This window comes from Mycolicibacterium alvei (assembly GCF_010727325.1).
Taxonomy (GTDB): domain Bacteria; phylum Actinomycetota; class Actinomycetes; order Mycobacteriales; family Mycobacteriaceae; genus Mycobacterium; species Mycobacterium alvei.
The window spans coordinates 262,589-282,267 of sequence record NZ_AP022566.1; the positions used below are offsets into that span (position 1 = coordinate 262,589).

The 19,679-nt window shown below is 64.6% G+C and carries 18 protein-coding genes; 9 read left to right on the plus strand and 9 right to left on the minus strand.

From position 1 onward, the window contains the following. Nucleotides 1-13: 13 nt before the first annotated feature. Genes G6N44_RS28845 through G6N44_RS28880 form a run of 8 tightly spaced genes read right to left on the minus strand, consistent with a single transcriptional unit; the run spans nucleotide 14 to nucleotide 9,224 of the window. Entirely contained in the window at nucleotides 14-1,885 is a 1,872-nt protein-coding gene (locus G6N44_RS28845; RefSeq protein ID WP_064915499.1) for an FtsK/SpoIIIE domain-containing protein, read from the minus strand. Then, nucleotides 1,882-2,751 (minus strand): hypothetical protein, encoded by an 870-nt coding sequence (locus G6N44_RS28850; RefSeq protein WP_163670680.1) that lies wholly within the window; start codon nucleotides 2,749-2,751, stop codon nucleotides 1,882-1,884. The genes G6N44_RS28845 and G6N44_RS28850 overlap by 4 nt, the downstream gene beginning before the upstream one ends. Further along, nucleotides 2,748-3,617, minus strand: coding sequence for a hypothetical protein (locus G6N44_RS28855; protein WP_131813272.1), 870 nt, complete (start codon nucleotides 3,615-3,617; stop codon nucleotides 2,748-2,750). The genes G6N44_RS28850 and G6N44_RS28855 overlap by 4 nt, the downstream gene beginning before the upstream one ends. Beyond that, the gene (locus G6N44_RS28860) at nucleotides 3,614-5,380 is read right to left on the minus strand and encodes a hypothetical protein (protein ID WP_064915496.1); all 1,767 of its coding nucleotides are present in this window, start codon (nucleotides 5,378-5,380) and stop codon (nucleotides 3,614-3,616) included. The genes G6N44_RS28855 and G6N44_RS28860 overlap by 4 nt, the downstream gene beginning before the upstream one ends. Continuing rightward, entirely contained in the window at nucleotides 5,380-7,734 is a 2,355-nt protein-coding gene (locus G6N44_RS28865) for an ATP-binding protein (protein WP_064915495.1), read from the minus strand. Before G6N44_RS28865 ends, G6N44_RS28860 begins: the two co-directional genes overlap by 1 nt. Beyond that, nucleotides 7,731-8,117 (minus strand): hypothetical protein, encoded by a 387-nt coding sequence (locus G6N44_RS28870; protein WP_131813271.1) that lies wholly within the window; start codon nucleotides 8,115-8,117, stop codon nucleotides 7,731-7,733. Before G6N44_RS28870 ends, G6N44_RS28865 begins: the two co-directional genes overlap by 4 nt. Nucleotides 8,118-8,119: 2 nt before the next feature. After that, nucleotides 8,120-8,374 (minus strand): hypothetical protein, encoded by a 255-nt coding sequence (locus tag G6N44_RS28875; protein ID WP_064915493.1) that lies wholly within the window; start codon nucleotides 8,372-8,374, stop codon nucleotides 8,120-8,122. 22 nt (nucleotides 8,375-8,396) lie between these two features. Further along, nucleotides 8,397-9,224, minus strand: a complete 828-nt coding sequence (locus tag G6N44_RS28880) for a conjugal transfer protein (RefSeq protein WP_163670682.1) — start codon at nucleotides 9,222-9,224, stop codon at nucleotides 8,397-8,399. Nucleotides 9,225-9,787: 563 nt separating this feature from the next. Here G6N44_RS28880 and G6N44_RS28885 point away from each other — a divergent pair. Both G6N44_RS28885 and G6N44_RS28890 read left to right on the plus strand, forming a co-directional pair. Continuing rightward, nucleotides 9,788-11,041, plus strand: a complete 1,254-nt coding sequence (locus G6N44_RS28885; protein WP_131813270.1) for a hypothetical protein — start codon at nucleotides 9,788-9,790, stop codon at nucleotides 11,039-11,041. Between the two features lie 78 nt (nucleotides 11,042-11,119). After that, the gene (locus G6N44_RS28890) at nucleotides 11,120-11,878 is read left to right on the plus strand and encodes an ESX-1 secretion-associated protein (protein WP_064915490.1); all 759 of its coding nucleotides are present in this window, start codon (nucleotides 11,120-11,122) and stop codon (nucleotides 11,876-11,878) included. 225 nt (nucleotides 11,879-12,103) lie between these two features. On the opposite strand, the gene G6N44_RS28895 is transcribed toward G6N44_RS28890, so the two are convergent. After that, on the minus strand, nucleotides 12,104-12,868 hold the full coding sequence (locus G6N44_RS28895) for a helix-turn-helix domain-containing protein (protein ID WP_074412575.1): 765 nt from the start codon (nucleotides 12,866-12,868) through the stop codon (nucleotides 12,104-12,106). A gap of 207 nt (nucleotides 12,869-13,075) precedes the next feature. Here G6N44_RS28895 and G6N44_RS28900 point away from each other — a divergent pair, with 207 nt between their 5' ends. From G6N44_RS28900 to dnaB, 7 genes are all read left to right on the plus strand, one after another. Further along, nucleotides 13,076-13,720: a WhiB family transcriptional regulator gene (locus G6N44_RS28900; RefSeq protein ID WP_157923401.1), complete on the plus strand. Its 645-nt coding sequence runs from the start codon at nucleotides 13,076-13,078 to the stop codon at nucleotides 13,718-13,720. Then, nucleotides 13,720-14,448 (plus strand): hypothetical protein, encoded by a 729-nt coding sequence (locus G6N44_RS28905; RefSeq protein WP_064915487.1) that lies wholly within the window; start codon nucleotides 13,720-13,722, stop codon nucleotides 14,446-14,448. The genes G6N44_RS28900 and G6N44_RS28905 overlap by 1 nt, the downstream gene beginning before the upstream one ends. After that, nucleotides 14,445-14,966, plus strand: a complete 522-nt coding sequence (locus G6N44_RS28910) for a hypothetical protein (RefSeq protein ID WP_064915486.1) — start codon at nucleotides 14,445-14,447, stop codon at nucleotides 14,964-14,966. Before G6N44_RS28905 ends, G6N44_RS28910 begins: the two co-directional genes overlap by 4 nt. After that, nucleotides 14,963-15,562 (plus strand): hypothetical protein, encoded by a 600-nt coding sequence (locus G6N44_RS28915; protein ID WP_064915485.1) that lies wholly within the window; start codon nucleotides 14,963-14,965, stop codon nucleotides 15,560-15,562. The genes G6N44_RS28910 and G6N44_RS28915 overlap by 4 nt, the downstream gene beginning before the upstream one ends. 94 nt (nucleotides 15,563-15,656) lie before the next feature. Then, on the plus strand, nucleotides 15,657-16,208 hold the full coding sequence (locus G6N44_RS28920) for a DUF1643 domain-containing protein (RefSeq protein WP_163670684.1): 552 nt from the start codon (nucleotides 15,657-15,659) through the stop codon (nucleotides 16,206-16,208). A gap of 438 nt (nucleotides 16,209-16,646) precedes the next feature. Further along, the gene (locus G6N44_RS28925) at nucleotides 16,647-17,852 is read left to right on the plus strand and encodes a hypothetical protein (protein ID WP_163670686.1); all 1,206 of its coding nucleotides are present in this window, start codon (nucleotides 16,647-16,649) and stop codon (nucleotides 17,850-17,852) included. Between the two features lie 2 nt (nucleotides 17,853-17,854). Beyond that, nucleotides 17,855-19,624, plus strand: a complete 1,770-nt coding sequence (gene dnaB / locus G6N44_RS28930) for a replicative DNA helicase (RefSeq protein ID WP_064915390.1) — start codon at nucleotides 17,855-17,857, stop codon at nucleotides 19,622-19,624. Nucleotides 19,625-19,679: the final 55 nt, after the last annotated feature.

Here is a 19,679-nt window from a genome sequence, read left to right on the forward strand (position 1 = left end):
GGAGACACGGTGTTCAGGAAGCACCGTGGAACTGCATCGATGTGGGGTCGATGACTTTGGAGATGGTGTCGCGGCGCAGGTTTCGACGGTCGTTGTAGTCCTCTGACAGAGGATCGAGGTCGGGGCGTTCGCTGGCTGAAACCAGCGGAGCGTTGACAATCTGATCCCACCGGTCGATCTCGGCCGCGTCGGGCATGTCGAACAGCGCCCGCGAGTACAGCCTCGAGCCAGGCCGCAGCGAGTGCAGGCAGGCAAGATCGGATTCCGATGCCGCGCTGGCTGGGTCGGGGGTGTAAAACCCCTGGTACTGGATGAAGCCCTGGGGTCCCTTGATCAGCGCTCGTCCTGGCCACTGCGCGGGAATGGTCGAGCCGACATCGAAGTTGTCCCAGAAGTTCTGGCTCGTGGTGCCATCGACCGGCCCCACCTGGATCTTCAGCGGTGCGTTGTGCTTGAACTCGGCGTCGAAGTAATTGGCGGTGGCCCGCTGCAGCACGCTCAGGATGTGGATCTTGACGCTACGGGCCTCGCGGTAGAGCGCACCCATGGATGTCACCGATGGGGGCGTGGATGGAAGGTTGGCCTCAGCGTCGGCCTTGCGGAATTCCGGCCAGATTTCGTTGCGCAGCTTCTCGCTGAACACCGCGTACTCGTCGAGGATGAACAGGACCGGCACGCCGGCGTCGGGGGCGCCCTTGGCCGATTTGCCTCCCGTCTTGCGCTGGTTCATCAGCTCCTCGACGTAGGAGATCGCCCGCAGGCACGAGTAGGTGTCCTGGGCCACCAAATGCACGTTGGGCCAGTCGCGGAAGCCGTCGTATTCCTTGTCGGCCTTGAAGTCCGCGATGATCACGCAGATGCCGGCCAGGGCCGCGCCGGCGATGATGGTGTGCACGGCCGAGGACTTGCCCGCACCGGTAGATCCGACCACCACCCCGTGCGGCAAGCCCTTTCCGACCAGGCGCCAGGTGACACGGTCGCCGAACTCGTCGACGCCTAGGGGCAGGGCGATCTGCGGGTAGTGCTGAATGACCTCGGGACGGCTGAGGAAGCGCTGCGCGGTGTCAGGCTCGTTGTAGATTTTGGCCTTGAATACCGATAGGCGCACCGCGCAGATGCGTTCGACGGATTGCCAGTCGAAAACCCATGAGCCGGGCCCCGGGTCGAGCCGCTCTCGCACGACATCTTCGATGCGGCGTTTGCGTTGGCCCAGGGCCAGATCGTTGGCGGTTTCGGTGTCGTACTTGACGGTGAACGAGGTCACCGTCCCCGCGTCATTGGTGTCCCACTCGGCGATGCGCGATCGTGTGGTGAACGCCTTGGCGGTCAACAGGATGTCTTTGAGATTCTTCAGCGCCGGCGGATCAGGCTGGACGACTTGGCGGCTGGCCTCGATCGAGGTCCCCTTCGAGCTGACAGTCCACGTCCCTGAAAGGGTCTCAGACAGCACCGAACGCACCCGCGGGGCCACATCTGAGGGAATCAGCTTGGCGGGCAGGCTTGTTGAGGCACCGGTGGCGGAGTTGTCCGTGTCGAACTGCATGCTGAGCTGCCCACTCCAATCCGGTCCCAGCACGGTGCGCAGGCGTTCGCGCGTGAGGTCGGTGAGCTCACGGCGCGGATAGGTCCGGGTGAGATGTTCAAGGGCAGACCACCACACACCACCGGCAACCACCAACCAGACCACTACCCACCAGGGTCGTGCGAGCAGAAAGCACCCGGTCACAGCAGCAGTGGATGCAGCAACTGAGCCAAGAGCCAGCCCCGCGTACCGGTTGGCGTAGCGAAACTTCTCGCTGAAGGCGATGCTAAGCAACAGTGCGCTGGTCACCCCAGCAACCAACGCCGCGACCTTCGCCGCGGCGAGCAGCTGGTCAACGGTCATACCCGCACCAGCTGGCCGGCCACCTGCGTGTAGGCGTCCTGAGTGCGAAGCACGACGTCGCGGGCATCGCTGATGCTTGCGCGGATCTGCTGCGTCACCGCTGCGCGGCCCTCCGGCCCGGGAGGGGTACGTCGAATGGCCAGCTCCAGTTGTGTGGTGATGGCGTGCATGTCACCGCGCGCCTGAGCTTGGACGACATGTCCTTGGGTGACGGCCTTTTCGGTGTTCTCGTCTTTCTCGCGCACAGCGCCCTCTTTGGCTTCGGTCTTCTCGGCCGCGTCGCGGTAGGCGTCGGGACCCGCGCCCTGGGAGTTCTTGACCGGCGACTCCGCCGGAGGTGGCGGCGGTGCCGACTGGGCGGGGGCCGCAGGCGGGTGTCCCGCCTGGCCCAGCAGCGCGATCAGGCTGGACAGCAGCGGCCCGGCCAGGCCCATCGCCGTCGACGGGAGCGACATCGCCATCGACGGCAGCATCATCGCGGCGCTGATTCCGGGTTGGACCAGGGCGGCGATGAGTTCACCGATCGGGAATCCGGGCTCGGTGGTCGTGTAGGTCTCGGGGTCCTCTGTGGTGTCACCGTCGCCTTCTGCGGGGCCCGATTCTTTACCGTCGGTGGCGTTCTCACTGTCGGACGGGTTGCCCTCGGTGGACGCTTGGTCGCCACCATCAGCGGTTTTCTCGTCCCGTTCATCCTTGCTGGTTGCGCCGTCGGGCGCCGCTTCGGGCTTGGCAGCGTCCGCCTGCTGCTTGTTATCAGGGTTGGCTTGCGCAGCGGTCGCTGTGGCAGTGTTCGATTCGACCGCCGGGTTGGTCGATGCAGCGGCCGGGTTGCCGGGACGCGGCTCCGGGGTGAAAGAGGTTGTCACGCTGTGCGTTCCTTACTGTCGGCGGGACGAATGACGACGATGTTGCCGGTGGGTATCGGGCCGGGGCGCAGGGCGGGATCGCTGGGGGTGCGACCGTCGAGGTTGACGGTGGAGGCCACCGTGGCGTTGTCCAGGGCGATCGCCACCTGGTGAGGCCCAGCGGTGCCGTAGTCGAAGAACACCAGATCGCCCTGGGTTACCGCGGCCGGGGCCACCCGCCGTCCAGACCACAACAGGTCGGTCAATTCCGCTCCGGGTGTGCCCAGCGTCTCGGCCACCAGCCGCCAAACCGGTTGAGGCGGTGAGGTACCCAACGAGCGGACAGCGACCTCATGCACCAGGGTCGAGGCTTCGGTGGGCTCCACGTCCAGCGCCGGTGGCGTGAGCAGCTGGGTTCGTTGATCCGGCGGCAACGTGTCGATGACTGCTTCGCAGCGGGCCAGGTAGTCCTTGTCCATATCGGTGGCGCTAGTGGCAGTTGAGCGTGGCGGTGCCGGCGCTGTGCTGAGGGCGGCCCCTGTCGGCGCGGCAGCCGAAGGGTCGGCAAGCCAGTCGGCCACCGCCTGCCTGTCGAGGTCGCGCCAATTGTCCAGGCTGTACAGCGTGTCGAGGGTATCGGTGGCCCGCCGTCCGGTAGCTGATGCCAGAGCGGGGCGAGATGAGGTGGCGTCGACGGCCTGGGGCCCGGCGAGCTCGGCGATCGTGGATGCCGGTGTTTGAGCAACTCCCAGGGCGGTGGTGCAGCCGGTGGCGCCGGACTGGGCGACATTGGTCGAGGTGAGGCCGGCGGCGAAGGCGGCGGTGATGAACCCTGCACCAACCGGTGCCGCGATCGCGACGCAGAGCATTACTCGCGCGGCGCTCATGCTGAGCCCGTCGGAGGCCGGTGATCGCGAACCGTGGCAGCTGAACGAGCAGCAATATCGGTGGCGTCAGCCGAGATCGGCGGTGCGGGGGGACGCGGTTGGGGCGTGCGCGTCGGCGCCGCCTGCGACGTGCGGGGGGCTGCGGGGGAGGCCTTGGGGGAGCGGGCAGGTGCTGCGGGGGCCTGCTGCGGCGCCTGCGGCGAGGCGGCGGGGCGAGCGGCGCTGGCCGTGCGCGCAGCGTCGTTGTGGGTGTTGCTCACCGGCTGAGGGGCCTGCGCGTGCGTGCGCGGGGCCGGCTCCACGAGGCCGCGGCTGGCGGAGACCTTCGCCGGCGCCGGAAGCTGTTGGGGCGACGCGTGTCCGGCGGTGGAACCGGCTGGGGTTCTCCCGGTGCCCGGGGTGGGCTTGGCCACCGCGCTCGCGGCCCGTGACGCACGTGCGGTCGGGGTGCTCGGTGCGTGCGTCGACGCGGATCGCGCTGGGGACGCCGCCAGCTGAGGACTGGCCCCGTTGGTGCGGCCGGCCTTGGCGGCCGAAGACGCCGCTCGGGCACCGGCGAGCGCCAGCGGCGAGATTCCGGGGGCTACGGCGCCCAGTGCCTTGGTAGCGATGACCTGGCGAGCCAGGTTCTTGGCCGGTTGCACCGTGGAGGCCAGGGGAGCGGGCCCCTGGCTATTGGTGACGCGAGCCGCGATTTGGTGTCGGGAGTTGCGCAGGTTGGCGGCGAATCTGCGGGCGCCCAGCACGATTCCGACCATGGCCAAGGCGGTGATTACGGAGGCTTCGGCCCCGGATCCGGTCAGCAGTGCCATGCCAGCGGTGAAGGACGCCGCGACGATGAATATGAGGACGTCGAGGCCAATCGATGCCGACCCGAGTCCGATGGCTAATGCGTTGCGGACGTACAGGTTTTGCACAGCGGCGCCCGCAGGTACCAGGAAGGTCAGCGGCTTGACTGCCGAGGCGTGCATCACGGTGCTGAAGCCGGTGGTCAGCATCCGCACCATCAGGGCGATAGAGAACGCCGCAAAGACGGCGATGCAGCCGATGGCGAAGAAGCCGTCGTAGACCGGGTTGAGCGGCATCATCGCGTAGTCGTGCAGCGCTTGACCGCCCGGGCAGGCATATGCGGCGTCTTTCACCGCGTCCTGGTTGCCGCTGAGGATTTTGGAGCTCCAGGAGTCGCCACATCCGAGGGAGTCGAGGTCGTGGCCGAAGTTCCAGCGTTGGGTGGGTTCGCGGACCAGCTTGTCGGCCAGGATCGTTGACAGCGAGCTGCCACTCGGAGTGTCGGCGGCGGCTGCCCCGACCTCTGTGCCCACATCCCGACCGAGGCCCAGCGCATGGCCGGCCAGGCGCACGGGGGACACCATGGCGACAGCCACCATGAACAGGACCACGGCCAGCCCGAGGTGATAGAGGGTGCGGTGGTTGGCCTGGCGCATCCAGTTGACTCCGGCGATGGCTGCCAGGACCCCGATGGCCATCAGCAAGACGCCGGCGGCGCCGAGGCGGTTGGTGATGGTGTCGGAGACCTGCTCCAGCAGGTTGACGAACGGGCTCAGCCAGTCGAATGAGGACACCAGGTTCAGCAGCATCAGGGAGAACCAGGCGATGGCCTTGTAGAGACCGAACATGATGTCGACGAAGACCGACTGTCCCCATGGCAGGGGGTTGGTGAGGCTGCCGCGGTTGAAGGACAGGACGTAGGCCGAGATCGGCACGCCATGTGAGTCGACGGGTTGCAACGAGGAGAAGTCCATTAGCTTGCCGCCCTGAAGGTGGTGTTTGCTGCGGTCCGAATGGTCGCCGAAGTGGACTGGAACATCCGGACGTGGCTGATCTGGCCGAAGAAGTTCACGATGAAGTCCCCACTTCCGAACCGGGAGGTGAGGTCGTCGACGAAATGCGGGTTGTCATCGGGGTGCATGCCGCCCCAGGTGAGGTTGTCGATCGCCGCCTGCTCTTTGTCGATGCGTCCGACGAGGAAGATGCCGATGAGTTTGAGGGACTCCATGTCGTAGTCAGCCAGGCCCAGGTGAGAGCCAAGGAGCATCGAGACGCCGTGCTTGCGCGAATCGTGGTTGAGAAGTTCCAGCATCTCGCGGCCGACGGGTTTGGAGGTGATGTGGTAGGCCTCGTCGAAATTGATCACGCAGTGCTTGGGCGAGTTGAAGTAGTGCTCGCGCATCGCCAAACCGGTGAGCTCGTAGGCGCTTTCGATGTACAGCTCTTCTGGACGTAGCCGCTTGAACAGGTGCTCGTTGTAGATCTTCTCCGGCGTTGCGGCGGGCAGCCCGTAGGTCTGCAGGCAGATCGCCGGAGCGCTGTAATCCAAAGGGGGAAGGCTTGGATCCATCAGCGCCCGGGCGAATTCGTAGCTGCCCCAGGCCTTCAGGTGGCGGCCGACACGTCGGGCGGCTTCGTCTTCGGCACTGTTGCCCTTTACCGCGTAGAGGTAGTCGGCCAGACGCGCTTGGCTGGTGATCTCTTCGGCAGTGATGTTGTCGGGGGCCAGGGCCTCGGTCAGGGCCAGTGCTTCGTCGGAGCCGACTTCGAATTTCAGCAGGGGCACCAACGCGGACAGTGAGTGGCGCGAGGCCAGGCGTGGATTGTTGCGGAAGGTCTGCAGGGGATCGATCCCGTATCTCGGGTTGAGCAGGTCGACGATGACGTGGCCGGGGATCTGGCGCATGAAGGTGGCCCACTCGCCCTTTTCGGTGCGGTCATAGGCCCAGATCAGATCTCCCAGGGCCGCGGCGTCCTCTGAGAATGCCTTCATGAACGTCGATTTGCCGCTGCCGAGACCGCCGGCCAAGGCGACGCTGCTCGGTACGTCGTGGGCCAGCAGTAGGTGCGGGTCTAGCCGGAACAGGTCCGAGAAGCCGCTGTCTTCGCAGCGCCCTCGGATCGGTCCGGTGGGCGTCCCCACCGAGGACGTGGTGAATGGCACCAGCTCGGCGAATTCGGTGATGGTGGTCTCGTCGGCGAGTAAGCGGATCCGGTCGGTGGTGGGTGTCCCGGGCATCATGGCCGCCCACATTTCGGCCTGCAGGCCGGCGATCCGTTCGAATGTGATCTCCATGTGGGCGAACACCTCGGTCAGGAAGGTGACGCCGCGTTCGAGATCGGTGTAGCTGCGCGCACCCAGCGCGAACAGCACGACGAAACCGACGGAGTCGGAATTGGTCTCGATGACCTTCGCGGTGTACTCGGTGACAAGTCTGTCGGCGGTGTCGTTTTCGTCGTGCAGCTGAGTTTCCAGGGCCGTCTCGTAGCGGTTGGAGTCGATCTTCTTGGCGGCTTCGGTGTTCTCCGCGGCGACCTGGCGTCGCGACTTGTGCCACGTGCGAATCGCCCAGTCGACGTGCAGTCCCGTTCGAGCCAGGACCGAGAAGATCTCGGTTCCGCCGGGGAATTCCATGCGCTTGTCGGGAAAGTTGACCTTCAGCACCGCTTGGTAGGACGGCGCGCCGCCTTTGGGGGTGATCTTGATGATCGGGGGACGGTCGTGTGCGGTGAAGCCGTCGATGTCGTCCTCTTTGGCGCCGTCGTCGAAGAGCGCTGGGGCGAAGACAGCAGTGTCACCGTTGAGCTCTGGGCGGGGCATGAGCAGTACTCCGCGGTGAATCGACGAGGACCACAGCCAGCTCATGTCCTCGGGCTCTGCGGGGATCAATTCCCACGACCTTGGGATTTCTTCGAGCAGCTTGGCCCGGTTGCGGTGGGCGAGTTCACGGGTTTTGCCGACCGGCACGGAGACTCGCAGGATCTGCTCTTTGGGCCAGAAGAAGGCGTCGTCGGCGAGTTCTTGGATCCGCTGGGTGGTGATCTCGGAAAACCACTCGACATCGTCGGGGTCACGGCCGTTGAGGCTCTTGGCGGTGATTGAGCGCGCCGTCTCAGGGGTGAGCGTCCCGCAGTAGAGCGCGTTGCGCTTGCTGAGCACCTTGAATAGCTGGTCATGATCGTGTCCGACCAGCTTTTTCTCGCGCGTCGACTTCGAGCCGTACTGGCGCGGTTGGACGAGGTAGTCGGCCCAGTAGCCGCTACTCGTGTAGCGCAGGTTGCCGTCGACGATGCTGCGGGTGGCCAGGATGGCCTCTTGTTCGCTCATCGGCTCACTCCGACACTGCCGCCGGCAACGAAGGATGCCGGTGGGGTGACGTTGTGGGAGTCGACATACACCGGGCCGCGACTCCATTGGTTGCGCTTGGCGTGCATCTTCACGCCCATCGGCGGCCAGGTCGACATGCCGCGGACGTAGCCGACTGCGGTTGCGGTAGCCATCAGGATCAGGCCGGCCACGATGATCGCCAGCAGCAGCAGACGAAGGCCGGCGGCGGCGCCGGCAAGGAGCACGCTGAGGGCTGCAGATCCGCCGATCAGCATGACCGGTCCCTCACGTTTGACGTTGTAGGGCCCCATGAGGATGCGGCCGCCGCGCATGCCTCGGCCGATGACGCGCTCCACATGTCGAATGCGGGTATAGACCTGCACAGTCAGAATCCGAACTGGCTCAACGCCGCGCCGCCGAAGCGGATGATCGCGTAGATGCTGGGGGTCAGGAATACCGCTGTCAGCGCGCCGCCCATCAGGAGGGTCTTCCACGCGTCGATCGACATCGAGTCTTGCGAATTCTTGACCGCCCGCATGGTGTTGTTGGCAGTGACGCAGCCGATGCCGATGCCGACGATAAAGAAGACGAGGCCGAGGATGGCGAATCCGAGATTCTGAATGTTGGCGGGCGTGTTCATTGTGTGGAGTTCCTTTCAAGAATTAGTTATCGGTCTTGTGCGGGGGCATGAGTTTGAGGCTGTCAACGAGCCATTGGCCATTGTCGGCGGTCAATGACAACGTGTATGACAGTTGTTGCGGGTAGCGCGCTTGTGCGCTGACACTGACGGTGACGGTGAGTTTTCCTGTCGGCTTTGCCGGGACGCTGCCGTTGGTGGTTATTGAGTTTACTTTGATGCTCGTATACGGCGCGGTTAGCCACGGTTCGAATGCGTCGGGTTTTGCGAACCGTTGAGGGTCCCCGTCGCCTGAAAGCCAGGCGCGGAGAAAGCCTATTGCTGTCTTCGCAGTGTCATTGTCTTCGGGAATGTCCTGTTGCGCCTCTACCGCAATGGGGCTGCCGTAGGAATTGCCGGGAAATGGCGCGGGTGTCCCAATCGTTGAGCACTGGTACTTGTCATTGGCATCTTTGGCCAGCTGGACGAACTGCAGCCAGTTCTGGGTGTCGACAGCTGTGGTGACCGCGGTGGTGGTCAGCCACGCTCCGTCGCCTTGGTCGCCGGCAGGCGCAGGAGACGCGGCGATGATGGTGGACGCTTTTTTGGGGAACTCGATCTGGGAGACATCGAAGTAGCTGGCCGCCGGGGACGTGTCGTCAGAAGAGGAGCGCAGGAACGCGGTCACGACGTTTCGCCCGCACTGCTGGGCGGCCAGGCTTTGCGGTGAGTTCGTTTCCTGCTGGGCCGGCGTGCACGCGCTTGAGCACGCGTTGAGCATGCCAATGAGAGCTGCGGGGTAGATGACCCAGGGGACGAGCTTGCGGGCGGCGGCTTTTCGTCGATACGTACGCCAGGGATCACGGCTTGCCATGCCCAAAACGCTAATGAGCGACGGAGGGGCTTCGTCGTTGATATTGGCACCAATTGGCCGTCCCCCGGCGACGCGTGCGGACGCGCAGACGGTGCGCGAAGCACCCTCCATACGTCGACAATGCGGTGCGCGATTGTAGACGCTAGCTAACGTTTCGATTTACTTTTTCATGCCCAGTATTTTGCAGCTTTTCGTTGTGAAACATTCCTAGCATGCGCCTGCTCAAATTCGGTCTTTTCTTCACGGTGCGACGGTTACGAGGTGGTGTAATTTCGCGTTCATGCCTCCCCGTAACGCCGACTCACCGTGGTTCCGATTCCCCGCAGTGCTGCGATCCCGGCGTCCCGTCAACCCGATATCCCGCCCCCCCGGCGAACCGTCACGTTTTTGTAATAGCCGGCGACCTGGGCAGATCTGCCGACCGCACGCATTCGTGCAGCTAGCCGCACTTACAACGCACCGGGCACGCCCTTACAAAACCTCGCGCCCGACGGGAAACATCGAGGCCAGGCCCATTACAGCAGTCATTTCTGAGCGCCGAACGGTTCAGACAAGGAGTCGATGTGGATATCAGTGAGATGTACGGGATCGGAGGCGGGCGGACCGCTCCTGTCGAGCCCGACGGGGCTCCCAGTGATCCGGCGGAATCTAGTGCCGCAGAGGAGCCTGGTGCCTCTGGTGACCCTGGCGATGGGGCATCGGAAATAGATGCGGCTGATGCTAATGAGCAAACGTCGGATACGCCGGTTGTCGCTAAGCCAACCCGCGCCGCCGTCCGCGAAATTCATCGCCTATTGGCCACCGGACAACACCCCGTCGATACCGCGACTCCTTTTTCGGCCGGTGCAAGCCATGCTCTCGACGTGGAACCCGAAAGGCCCAGCGAGCGGTCCACGAAGGCGGGTCTGAGAGGACTTTTCGGGGCGCTCTTTGGCAGTGGCCGCTCGGTCGATCACGACCAGGACGTTGACGATCAACCGGGCGAGCTGGATGAGGCCGGCGCGAAGTCCAGTTCCAAGCCAGCCAAGGATGGTGCAGGGGACTCTGACTCCGGCGGAGACGCCAAGAGCGGATGGCCCTTGCCTGTGGCGCCGCGACACCTGGCGGTGGGAGGAGTTTTTGCTGTCGTGGTGTTGATCGCGGCGATGATGGTCGGGCGCGGCGGCCAACCCGAGGAATCGTTGCCGTCGGCATCCGCGCCGTCGAAGGCCGCTGTGGCAGCGCCGGGTAAGGCCCAGCATGACGCCCCGATCACGATCCGACGCGATGACGTATCGGCGGTGTGCGGTCCCGGGTCCAGTCATCCATTCGATGCATTTGGCGGAAAAGATCGCGCCTGGAAGTGCCTTGCGCCTTATAACGGCGTCGGGCAGGTATTGACAATTAAATTGTCAGATGGCCCCTTCGTCATCACGTCTATTCGTGTCGTTCCCGGCTATGACGCCGCCGATAAAGATGGATCGGATTTGTGGCTCAAGAATCGCCAGGTTGCTAAAGCAACGTGGCGGTTTGACGGTGCTTCTCCTGTTCCCCAGGTATTTGATGGCACCCATGCCCAACAGTCAGTTGCGGTGCCCAATGCTGTCGCTCGTGTGATTACGATGACAATTAACAAGACTGACGCTCCGACGGCGGCGCCGACGGGCAAAACGTCAACAGCGCAGGTGCCTGGACTGTCACCGCAACTCCCGAAATGGCTCGATCCTTCGGCAACGCCACTGTCACCAACCGGTGACAGTCCTGTCGAGAACGGTGGCGGTGAAGAGCCGACAGCGTTCGCGGTGTCGTCAATTGAAATTGTCGGACATGTGCCATGAGGCACCCGTCAGCGCCACTATCCTGATAACCAACACCACGTGTCGACACGTGCCGACACCGCAAGGAGGATCGACGAAATGACGAACCCCACGCCTGAGCCTGACCTGCCGGTCCCGGCGCCCAAGCCGTTCAATCCGAGTGACTGGGGCCCCTATCCGCCCTACATCCCGGAATCGCAGGTGGACCTGAGCCACCTGCCCGAGTCAGCACTCGACGGGATTCACGGCACCCGGCCCCAGGACGACATCGTCTTGTGGAAGCCGACGCCGGAAAACCCGCTGCCGCCGTACTGGATGAACGACTACACCGAGATGTCCCCGGGTGTGTGGCGCCGGCTGACCAAAGAGGACTACGAGAAGATGCCGCCCGGGCAGACGCGGCCAATGTCTGGATCCGGAGACGACCTCAAGGTCGACACCGCCGAGCTGCGCCAGGCCGCCGAGAAACACAACGAACGTGGCCAAGCCTGGCGCAACGTCGCGGCCAACCCTCCCAACGACCCTGACGCGCTGGCAGCCTCATGGGGTCCGATCGCCCACCCGGCGACCGAGTCACTGCGGGCATCCAACGCCCAACGAGCGCAATCGGCGTCCTCGATCGGCAACGAGCACGAGGACCTGGCCGGCAAGTTGCGGGTCGCCGCCGCGGCGTATGACCGCACCGATGAGAGCAGCGCTCAGGCGGTTACCAGCGCTGGCGACGCCACCATCCGGCCGGCCGGGGTGATCAGTAACCCCGACCCGGTCCTGCAAAAAGACCTGCCGGGCGCCGGCAGCACCAACCCCGGACCGCGGATCCCCGCATCCGTCATCAGCCCCACGCCGCGAGGTCTCTGACGACAGCAGCAGTTTGATCACTGTGGGTGGCACCGGTACCCGGTGCCACCCACAGTTCATTTAGGCGCAGCGCTTTTGCGACGAGCCTGAAATCTGGTGCACGTGCTGGCCCCCGGGGCGCGCGGGCGCGGGAGCTGATTGGGAATGTGCTCGTCGGACCGGCGGATTCAAGTCGGATCTGCGCGCATGTGGTACCCGATGAGCACGAAAGCGGCGATGCGCGTCTTATCCGGTGGCGTCGCCAATTTCGTTGAGCAGCTCTTTGCGCAGCGCATTGACTTCCATGAGCGCCTGCAGTGCTTCGCGGGTGAAACTCTGCTCGACGAGCAGAGTCAGCTTGCCTTCGGTCTCTTCCAGCATGGTGATCAACGAGGCAGCCAGTTGTGGCTGGCCCGGGAGGTCAGTGCGGACCTGCGACACCGCGTGAATGATCGACCGTGCCAGATCCACCGAGATTTCGCCGGCCGAAGGCGGATCGTCGGCGAACAGTGCGGGATCCTCACCGGACAGAATCCGCGTGATCGCACCCGGCTTCCACTTCAGGGACTCTTCTAGTCGCACGATCGACTTAGCTTGAGGCGGGCCTTGGCGGCCGTTCTCCACCAGTGATATCGAGACTGGGCTAAGTCCAGATTTAGCCGCGAGTTGTTCCTGGGTTAAGTCCAACTGGTGGCGACGCATGCGGATCGCCCGGCCCAGGCTCTTGGTGTCGACCACTGGTTCCGACGTGGGGGGCAGCTGGCGGGCATAGCTGTCCGGATCGCCGCCGGCTAGAACATGGGATATCGCACCCGAGTCCCAGACCAATGCCGATTCAAGCCGTTGACGTGTGGCTTCGCGCGGCGGGCCCTGGCTTCCAGTCTCCAGATTCGATATCGAAACGGGGTTCATCGACGCCCGTTCCGCGAGTTCGGTCTGGGTGAGGCGTAACTGCTTACGCCGGTCGCGGATGAACTGGCCCAGGCGCTTAGACGGCGACTCGGCCGGCATCGTCGGACCAGTTGTCACCCGCTGAGTATATGCAGCGCTGAACACGGTTAAGGCCTACCTAGGTTTCTTCACTTTCAACTTGTGCTTGACGCGTTACCAGACCGGGCTTAGGCTAAGGCCACAATTTAAGTCAAGTTTGTGGAGGACTTAGTTACAGTTTCGTCTTAGGTCTAAGACTTCACACCGAGCCCGAGGATGGTGGCCCTCATGCCGGAGATGATCAGCGAGTACCAGATGAGCCTGGATTTCGACCAGGACGACGACTTCGCCGAACTCGACGCGCTAGACGAAGACTTCTGCGAAGTCGAACCCCAGGTGGATCCTGATGACACTGCGTCGCACAAACGTGCCCGGGTCATTCCGATCCGCGGCAATGGGCAGTTCGACCTCAGGAGCACAGACGACAGGACTCCCTGCCAGTCCGATCCCGACGCATGGTTTCCCGATCTGCATGCAGACCGCACCGACGGGGAGTCTGATCCTGACCCCGAGCAGCTCAGCCTCGAACGGCGCCGCATCCAGCGCACCGCGGCCTTGTGCGACACCTGCTTTTTCCGGGTGAACTGCGCCATCAATGCGTTGGAGGCCGGAGACGAAAACGGGATCTTCGCCGGAGTGCTCCTTGATCACACCCCGGCGCGGCTGAAGAAGGCCCAGGCCCGGCTGGCCGAGGTCGTCGCGGCCGACATCATCGACAACGAGCGGGTACCCCAGCGCCTGGCCGACATTCTGGAAGACCGCGCCGATATCGCCAAAGTCATCACCGAGGCGGCTGAGCGGATCCGCATGGACCGGATTCGGGTGCAGTCACGCAGGGCAGCGCGCCGCACACGTCGAACAAGGTCGGCCTAATGCACGCCGGCGACGCTGGTCCGGCTCCCCTTGAGCCCCAGCACATCCCCGCCTTCAGTGACGACGATCAGCCCGACTCGACTATCCGGACTGCCTACTGGGACGGTGTCGCCCTCATCGAGGCCGGGTGGACACTTCGAGGGCTCGACTACGACCCAGCATTCGGGATCAACGTAGCCGCCGAATCTCCGAACCACCGCATGGTGATTGCCACGTGCAACACCGCCGGAGGATTCGCCGATGAGACGCAACGGTGCGGTGCCGGACAACTGCAACAGCAGTTCACCGAGAATCTCGCCGCGGCGGTCGGGTGCCATGAGCACACCGATGCGCTGACGCGGCTCGACCAGCTGCGACTCCTATTGCAGGCCTACGCAGGGCCCACGGTGCGACCCGAACTACGTGGCCACGACGTGCCCGGGATCGCGCACTGCGCGCAACCACGTCGCGCCATGCGCGCCTGCTTCTGGCTGCTGTGCACCCTGGAATGCGGATACCACTGGAAGCTGAGCAACATCGGCGAAGACGTCGCCCACGGTGGCTTCATCGCAGACATCCCCGATGAACCCCTGGCGATCTATCCCCGCGGAATGCGACCAGACGGCTCCGACGCCGGACTACTCGCGCATACCCTCGCGGCGCTGACCAGCGCTGAGATGGCCCGGATGGTGCACCTGCACGAATGGCACCGGTCTTTCAGTGGCCACGGCAGCGCACTTCAATCATGACCGTCAGCGACAACGACTCACCCACAGGACTCCCCGAGCGCCTGCTCGACGTACTTGCCAGTGGGCGGGCCATGACCACATCGGAAATCCGCGACTGCGTCCAGGGCCCATCGTCGGGCGCTCGTCCTGTGGTTCACGAAGACGTTTACGGCGCGCTGATCCGGATGGAATCGCGAGGTCTCGTACAGCGTGCCCGTGTCGCGGGACGGCGGAAAGTGTACTGGCGCAACACCGTTGGTGGAGGCCAGAAACCGTCGGTGGTTGGCGTGCTGTTGCGCGCCCAACAGTTGGCCACCGTGCAGTGGTCACCGCGTCAGTTCGACATCGAGGAGTGCCTACTCCGAGCGTGGATTGCCTGCGGAATGCCGGGTGACCTCAACACCATCGTCGCGCGCGTCGCTGCATCGCTGCCCGGCGGTGACCTCGACGCCTTCAACCGCGCACCTGAGCGCACCAGATCGGATGTGGCGGCACTGTTTGCCGCCTCAGTTCAACCCCTCATCGGAGGTGTGGCATGAGCAGCACAGCAGTCGACACCGCATCGCTTCAACTTCCCCGCGGTGTGCAAGTCCATCCGTATCGCGAAGGCCTGCGCGTGCAATGCGCCGGCTGGTACGTCGACGTCTGCGGCAGCGTGGTTGTCCCGCCGCGGTATACCGCCGTTGCCGGAATGGACATGACCGGCCTATTTGCCTGCCTCACGGTGGCAAACCGGCTTGCCACCAAAGGCCTGCGCAGCAGCGCACCGACTGAACCGGCCCGGCGGCCAACGCCGCGCGGTCGGGTGATGCCCGCTGATGACCCCAACGAAGACCTCACCACCGACACGGCCGTCGACAAGATCCTCATGCAGGCAGCCGACGTCGTCGAAACCCGGTGGCATATCTACGACTTCGACCTCTACCAATGCCTTCGATGCGCCTGGAACAGCGCAGAACAGGCAGTGCCCTGGACGTCGCTGACAGCACGAATCCGCGCCGTCGTCGACGACGGTGACATTCTGCGCTACAACGACGGACTGCTTGCCCTGGACAGCCTCACGGCCGCTCGGGCGCACGCGGCAGCCCTGGTGCGCGCTGCGGCCCACCCCACACACGTGAGCACGGCGGCATGAACCGCATGCAAGTGCCACTCAACGACGCGCGCGCAGTGCTTCGCTCTCGACGTCGACGTCGCGGTTGCCGTTACTCCGACAGAGGAGACGGCCCATGACGTTTGGCGCGTTGCATCACCCATGGGCGCTGCTGCGACCCTCACCCGCCCCTGGCCGGCTGATCATCGATCCGAGCCGCCCCGCGCTGGGGTGGGTACTGAGCAGCTCGCACTGCGCCGGATCCACCCTGCGGCGCTGCGTGACCTTCGCTCGTCGATGGGGATACGGGTCGGTCAACATCGTCGGCCTCCACAGTTCAACGCTTACCGGCGATCCCGGCAGCCGCGCAGCCAGCCTGGGCCAGGACGCCCCACTCGACGAGATGGTCGCAGCGTGCGACTTGATCGTGCTGGCCTGGGGCGCCGATGTCGACCCGTGCCGTGCACGACACGTCACCGCAACCCTGTGGAGCCAGTGCACGAGCCGTGGCGGATCGCTAGGCGTCCTGGGCTGGACCCACAACGGCCAGCCGAGCCAGCCCCAAGATGTCGCCCCGGCCACGGTCCCTGAATGCTTCACAACCCCACCGTGTCCCGAACAACACGAGTGGTGGGCCACCCACGAAGCCGACGACTCGAACTGGAGCCAGCTTCTCAGCGTCCCCTAGAGCCACGCAGCTGGTTTCGCCAGCGCGCCAACCCCATTCACACCGATGACAAGGAGATGACCACCCAGGACAACGCATCCGTGCCTGTTCCAACACCGCACGGACACAACTTCACATAGGGCAGCGCAAACGCCAACCCCCAGAGGGGGAAGGGTTTTGAAGAAGAAGCGATACGCCCGGAGCCATCACCTCCGGGCCTGAGCGAAGCATCACCATCGCTCTTACCGCTGCCCTCGATAACGGAGGGCTTTTACCGTGGAAGGTAGCTCTCAGAGTACTTCATGCTCTGAATACCAGGCAAGTAATTCACCACGAACCTGCACGACACGCCGCGCGACATGCGGACAAAACGCCGAAGATCCCCATGGCCGAGCGTCGACACTGCCGTCGCTGGCTGCCGCGCGGGCTCGGCGTGGTATTTGCCAGGATCGGCCGCGGGTGTTGAAGTCCGATGCTCGGCGGGTGGTGTCGCGGGTGCAGGCGCACGCGGCCGGTATGGGCCTGCGTGGGGCCCGCAAAGCGGTGCTGGCCGCCGTGCTGGAGCTGCTGCCGGGCCGGCACAGCCGGATCACTGATGACGCGGTGCGGCTGTATCAGTTGGCTGATCTGATCGTGGAGGCCGGCGGACGCCGGTACTGCGACAAGACGATTGGGCGTGCGCTGGCCTCTCTGGCCGCCGACGAGCTCGTCGACTACATCCCGGCCCGCGGCCGCGGAAACCGGGCTCTGGTGGCCATCCACCGCCGCTTCGTCGACGACATCGAAGTACTCCAACGCGACGAAACCGGCCGTGTCATCGTGCCCGCGAGCGCTGAATCCGTCACCTTTTCTGAAGCCCCTTCCTCTTATAGGCCAAAGGCCAATTACCCCCCTACCCCCCGCAGCACCGACACCCAGGCCACAAGCGACTCTCGACCGACGGGGGTAGAAATTCATCCCGACGAGGTCCGCGAGGTGTTCGCGGCCCTGCCCGAGGCCTACCAGGGCCTCGGGACCCGCACCCGGTGGCGTCTCGGCGGTCTGATTCGCCGCCAGCTGGGCCGCGGCTGGCGCCCCGGCCAGGTCGTCGCGATCCTGGCCGCACCCCTGCCCGGAGGGGTGAAATCGCCACTGCACCTGGCCATGTGGCGGCTGGCCAAGAACCAAATCGGCTCCGGACCACGGCTGGCGCCGCTGCAGCAGGCCTGGGACATGGCCGCCGCCGAGGCCGCTCGAACCCGCAGTGAGCTGGCCGTCGAGGAATCCCTGTCCAGCGTCACTGCGGCTACCACGCCCGACCAGCGTGACCACGCACTGCGCGCCGCCGCCGTGCAATTCGGCACCATCACCGATCCCCGAGCCGCACTGGTCGCCGCAGCCCGCGCCGCGACCCGCCGATACCCCAGCCACAGCCAGGCCACAGCTCTGCAGCACTGGGCGAACAGCATCCTCGAGGATCACCGCGCCACCGCACCCGAACCCACGATTCCAGCTGCATCGAATCTTGGTGTGGAGCTGGCCATGAGCACCGTTACCGGCCACTGCGTGAACTGCCAATGCACCCCCGGCACCATTCGCACCGAACTACCCATCCCGGTACCAGTGTGCGACACCTGCTGGGCGGCCAACGCCGAACCCGAGTTCGAGGAGGACTACGCAGCGTGACCATCACTGGATCGCCGCGGGCGGTCGAAACCACGAACAATCATGAATCGACCGTCGACTACGACAACCGGCAGCCGCCGCAGGACATGGCGGCCGAGCAGGCGGTCCTGGGCGGCATGCTGTTGAGCAAGGATGCGATCGCCGATGTCCTGGAGCGGTTGCGTCCCGGCGACTTCTACCGGCCGGCGCACCAGAACGTCTACGACGCGATCCTGGACCTCTACGGCCGGGGTGAGCCCGCCGATGCCGTCACCGTGGCAGCCGAACTCGATCGCCGCGGCCTGCTTCGTCGCATCGGCGGTGCGCCGTATCTGCACACGCTGATCTCCACCGTGCCCACCGCGGCCAATGCCGGTTTCTACGCAGGCATCGTGGCCGAGAAGGCGCTGTTGCGCCGGTTGGTGGAGGCGGGCACCCGGGTGGTCCAGTACGGCTACGCCGGAGCCGACGGCGCCGATGTCACGGACGTCGTCGATCGGGCGCAGGCCGAGATCTACGACGTGACCGAGCGACGCGCTTCCGAGGACTTCGTCGCGCTCGAAGACCTGCTGCAGCCCACCATGGACGAGCTCGACGCGATCGCGTCCGGCGGAGTGAGCAAGGGCGTACCCACCGGATTCTTCGAACTCGACGAACTCACCAACGGTCTGCACGCCGGCCAGATGATCGTCGTCGCTGCGCGACCGGGCGTCGGCAAGGCGCTCGCACTCGATACACCACTGCCCAGCCCTGCCGGCTGGACCACCATGGGCGAGGTTGTGGTGGGAGACAGTCTCATTGGCTCCGACGGGCGACCTACCCAGGTGGTCGCCGCTACTGAGGTGATGGTTGGTCGCCCCTGCTTTCAGGTGCGGTTCAACGACGGCACCGCCATCGTTGCTGACGAACTACACCAGTGGCCCACCGGCGACGGCATCAAGACGACTGCCCAGCTGCGCGCTGGGGAACGGATCGGGCAGTCGGAGAGCGATGTGGGACACCTAGTGCTCGGAGTCGACCCTGTCGACAGTGTGCCTGTGCGCTGCGTCGAGGTCAGCAGCGCTGATCATCTCTACCTGGCCGGCGCGGGCCGAGTCCTCACCCATAACTCCACACTGGGCCTCGACTTCATGAGGTCCTGCTCGATCAAACACCAAATGGCCAGCGTCATCTTCTCGCTCGAAATGAGCAAGTCCGAGATCGTCATGCGGCTGCTGTCAGCCGAGGCCAACGTCAAACTCGCCGACATGCGCGCCGGCCGGATGGGTGATGACGAATGGGCAAGGCTCGCAAGACGAATGGCCGAGATCAGCGAGGCCCCACTGTTCATCGACGACTCCCCGAACCTCACCATGATGGAGATCCGCGCAAAAGCCCGCCGACTGGCCCAGAAAGCGGATCTGCGGCTCATCGTGGTCGATTACCTGCAGCTCATGACAACGGGCAAACGCAGCGAGTCACGACAACAAGAGGTCTCCGAGATGTCACGGCAGCTCAAGTTGCTGGCCAAGGAGATCAACGTCCCCGTCGTGGCGATCAGCCAGCTGAATCGCGGACCTGAGCAACGGACGGACAAACGGCCAGCTGTATCCGATCTTCGCGAGAGCGGAGCGATTGAACAGGATTCTGACCTGGTTCTATTGCTGCATAGACCGGACGCAGTCGACCGCGACGACCCGCGATCGGGCGAAGCTGACATCATCGTAGGCAAACATAGGGCAGGCCCGACCGCCTCGATCACAGTTGCCCACCAACTTCATCTATCCCGGTTTGCCAACATGGCCCGTGGCTGACTCCACCTGTAGGTTCTCAAGTTTGACTGCACTTTCTCAAGTTCGGCTGCACTAG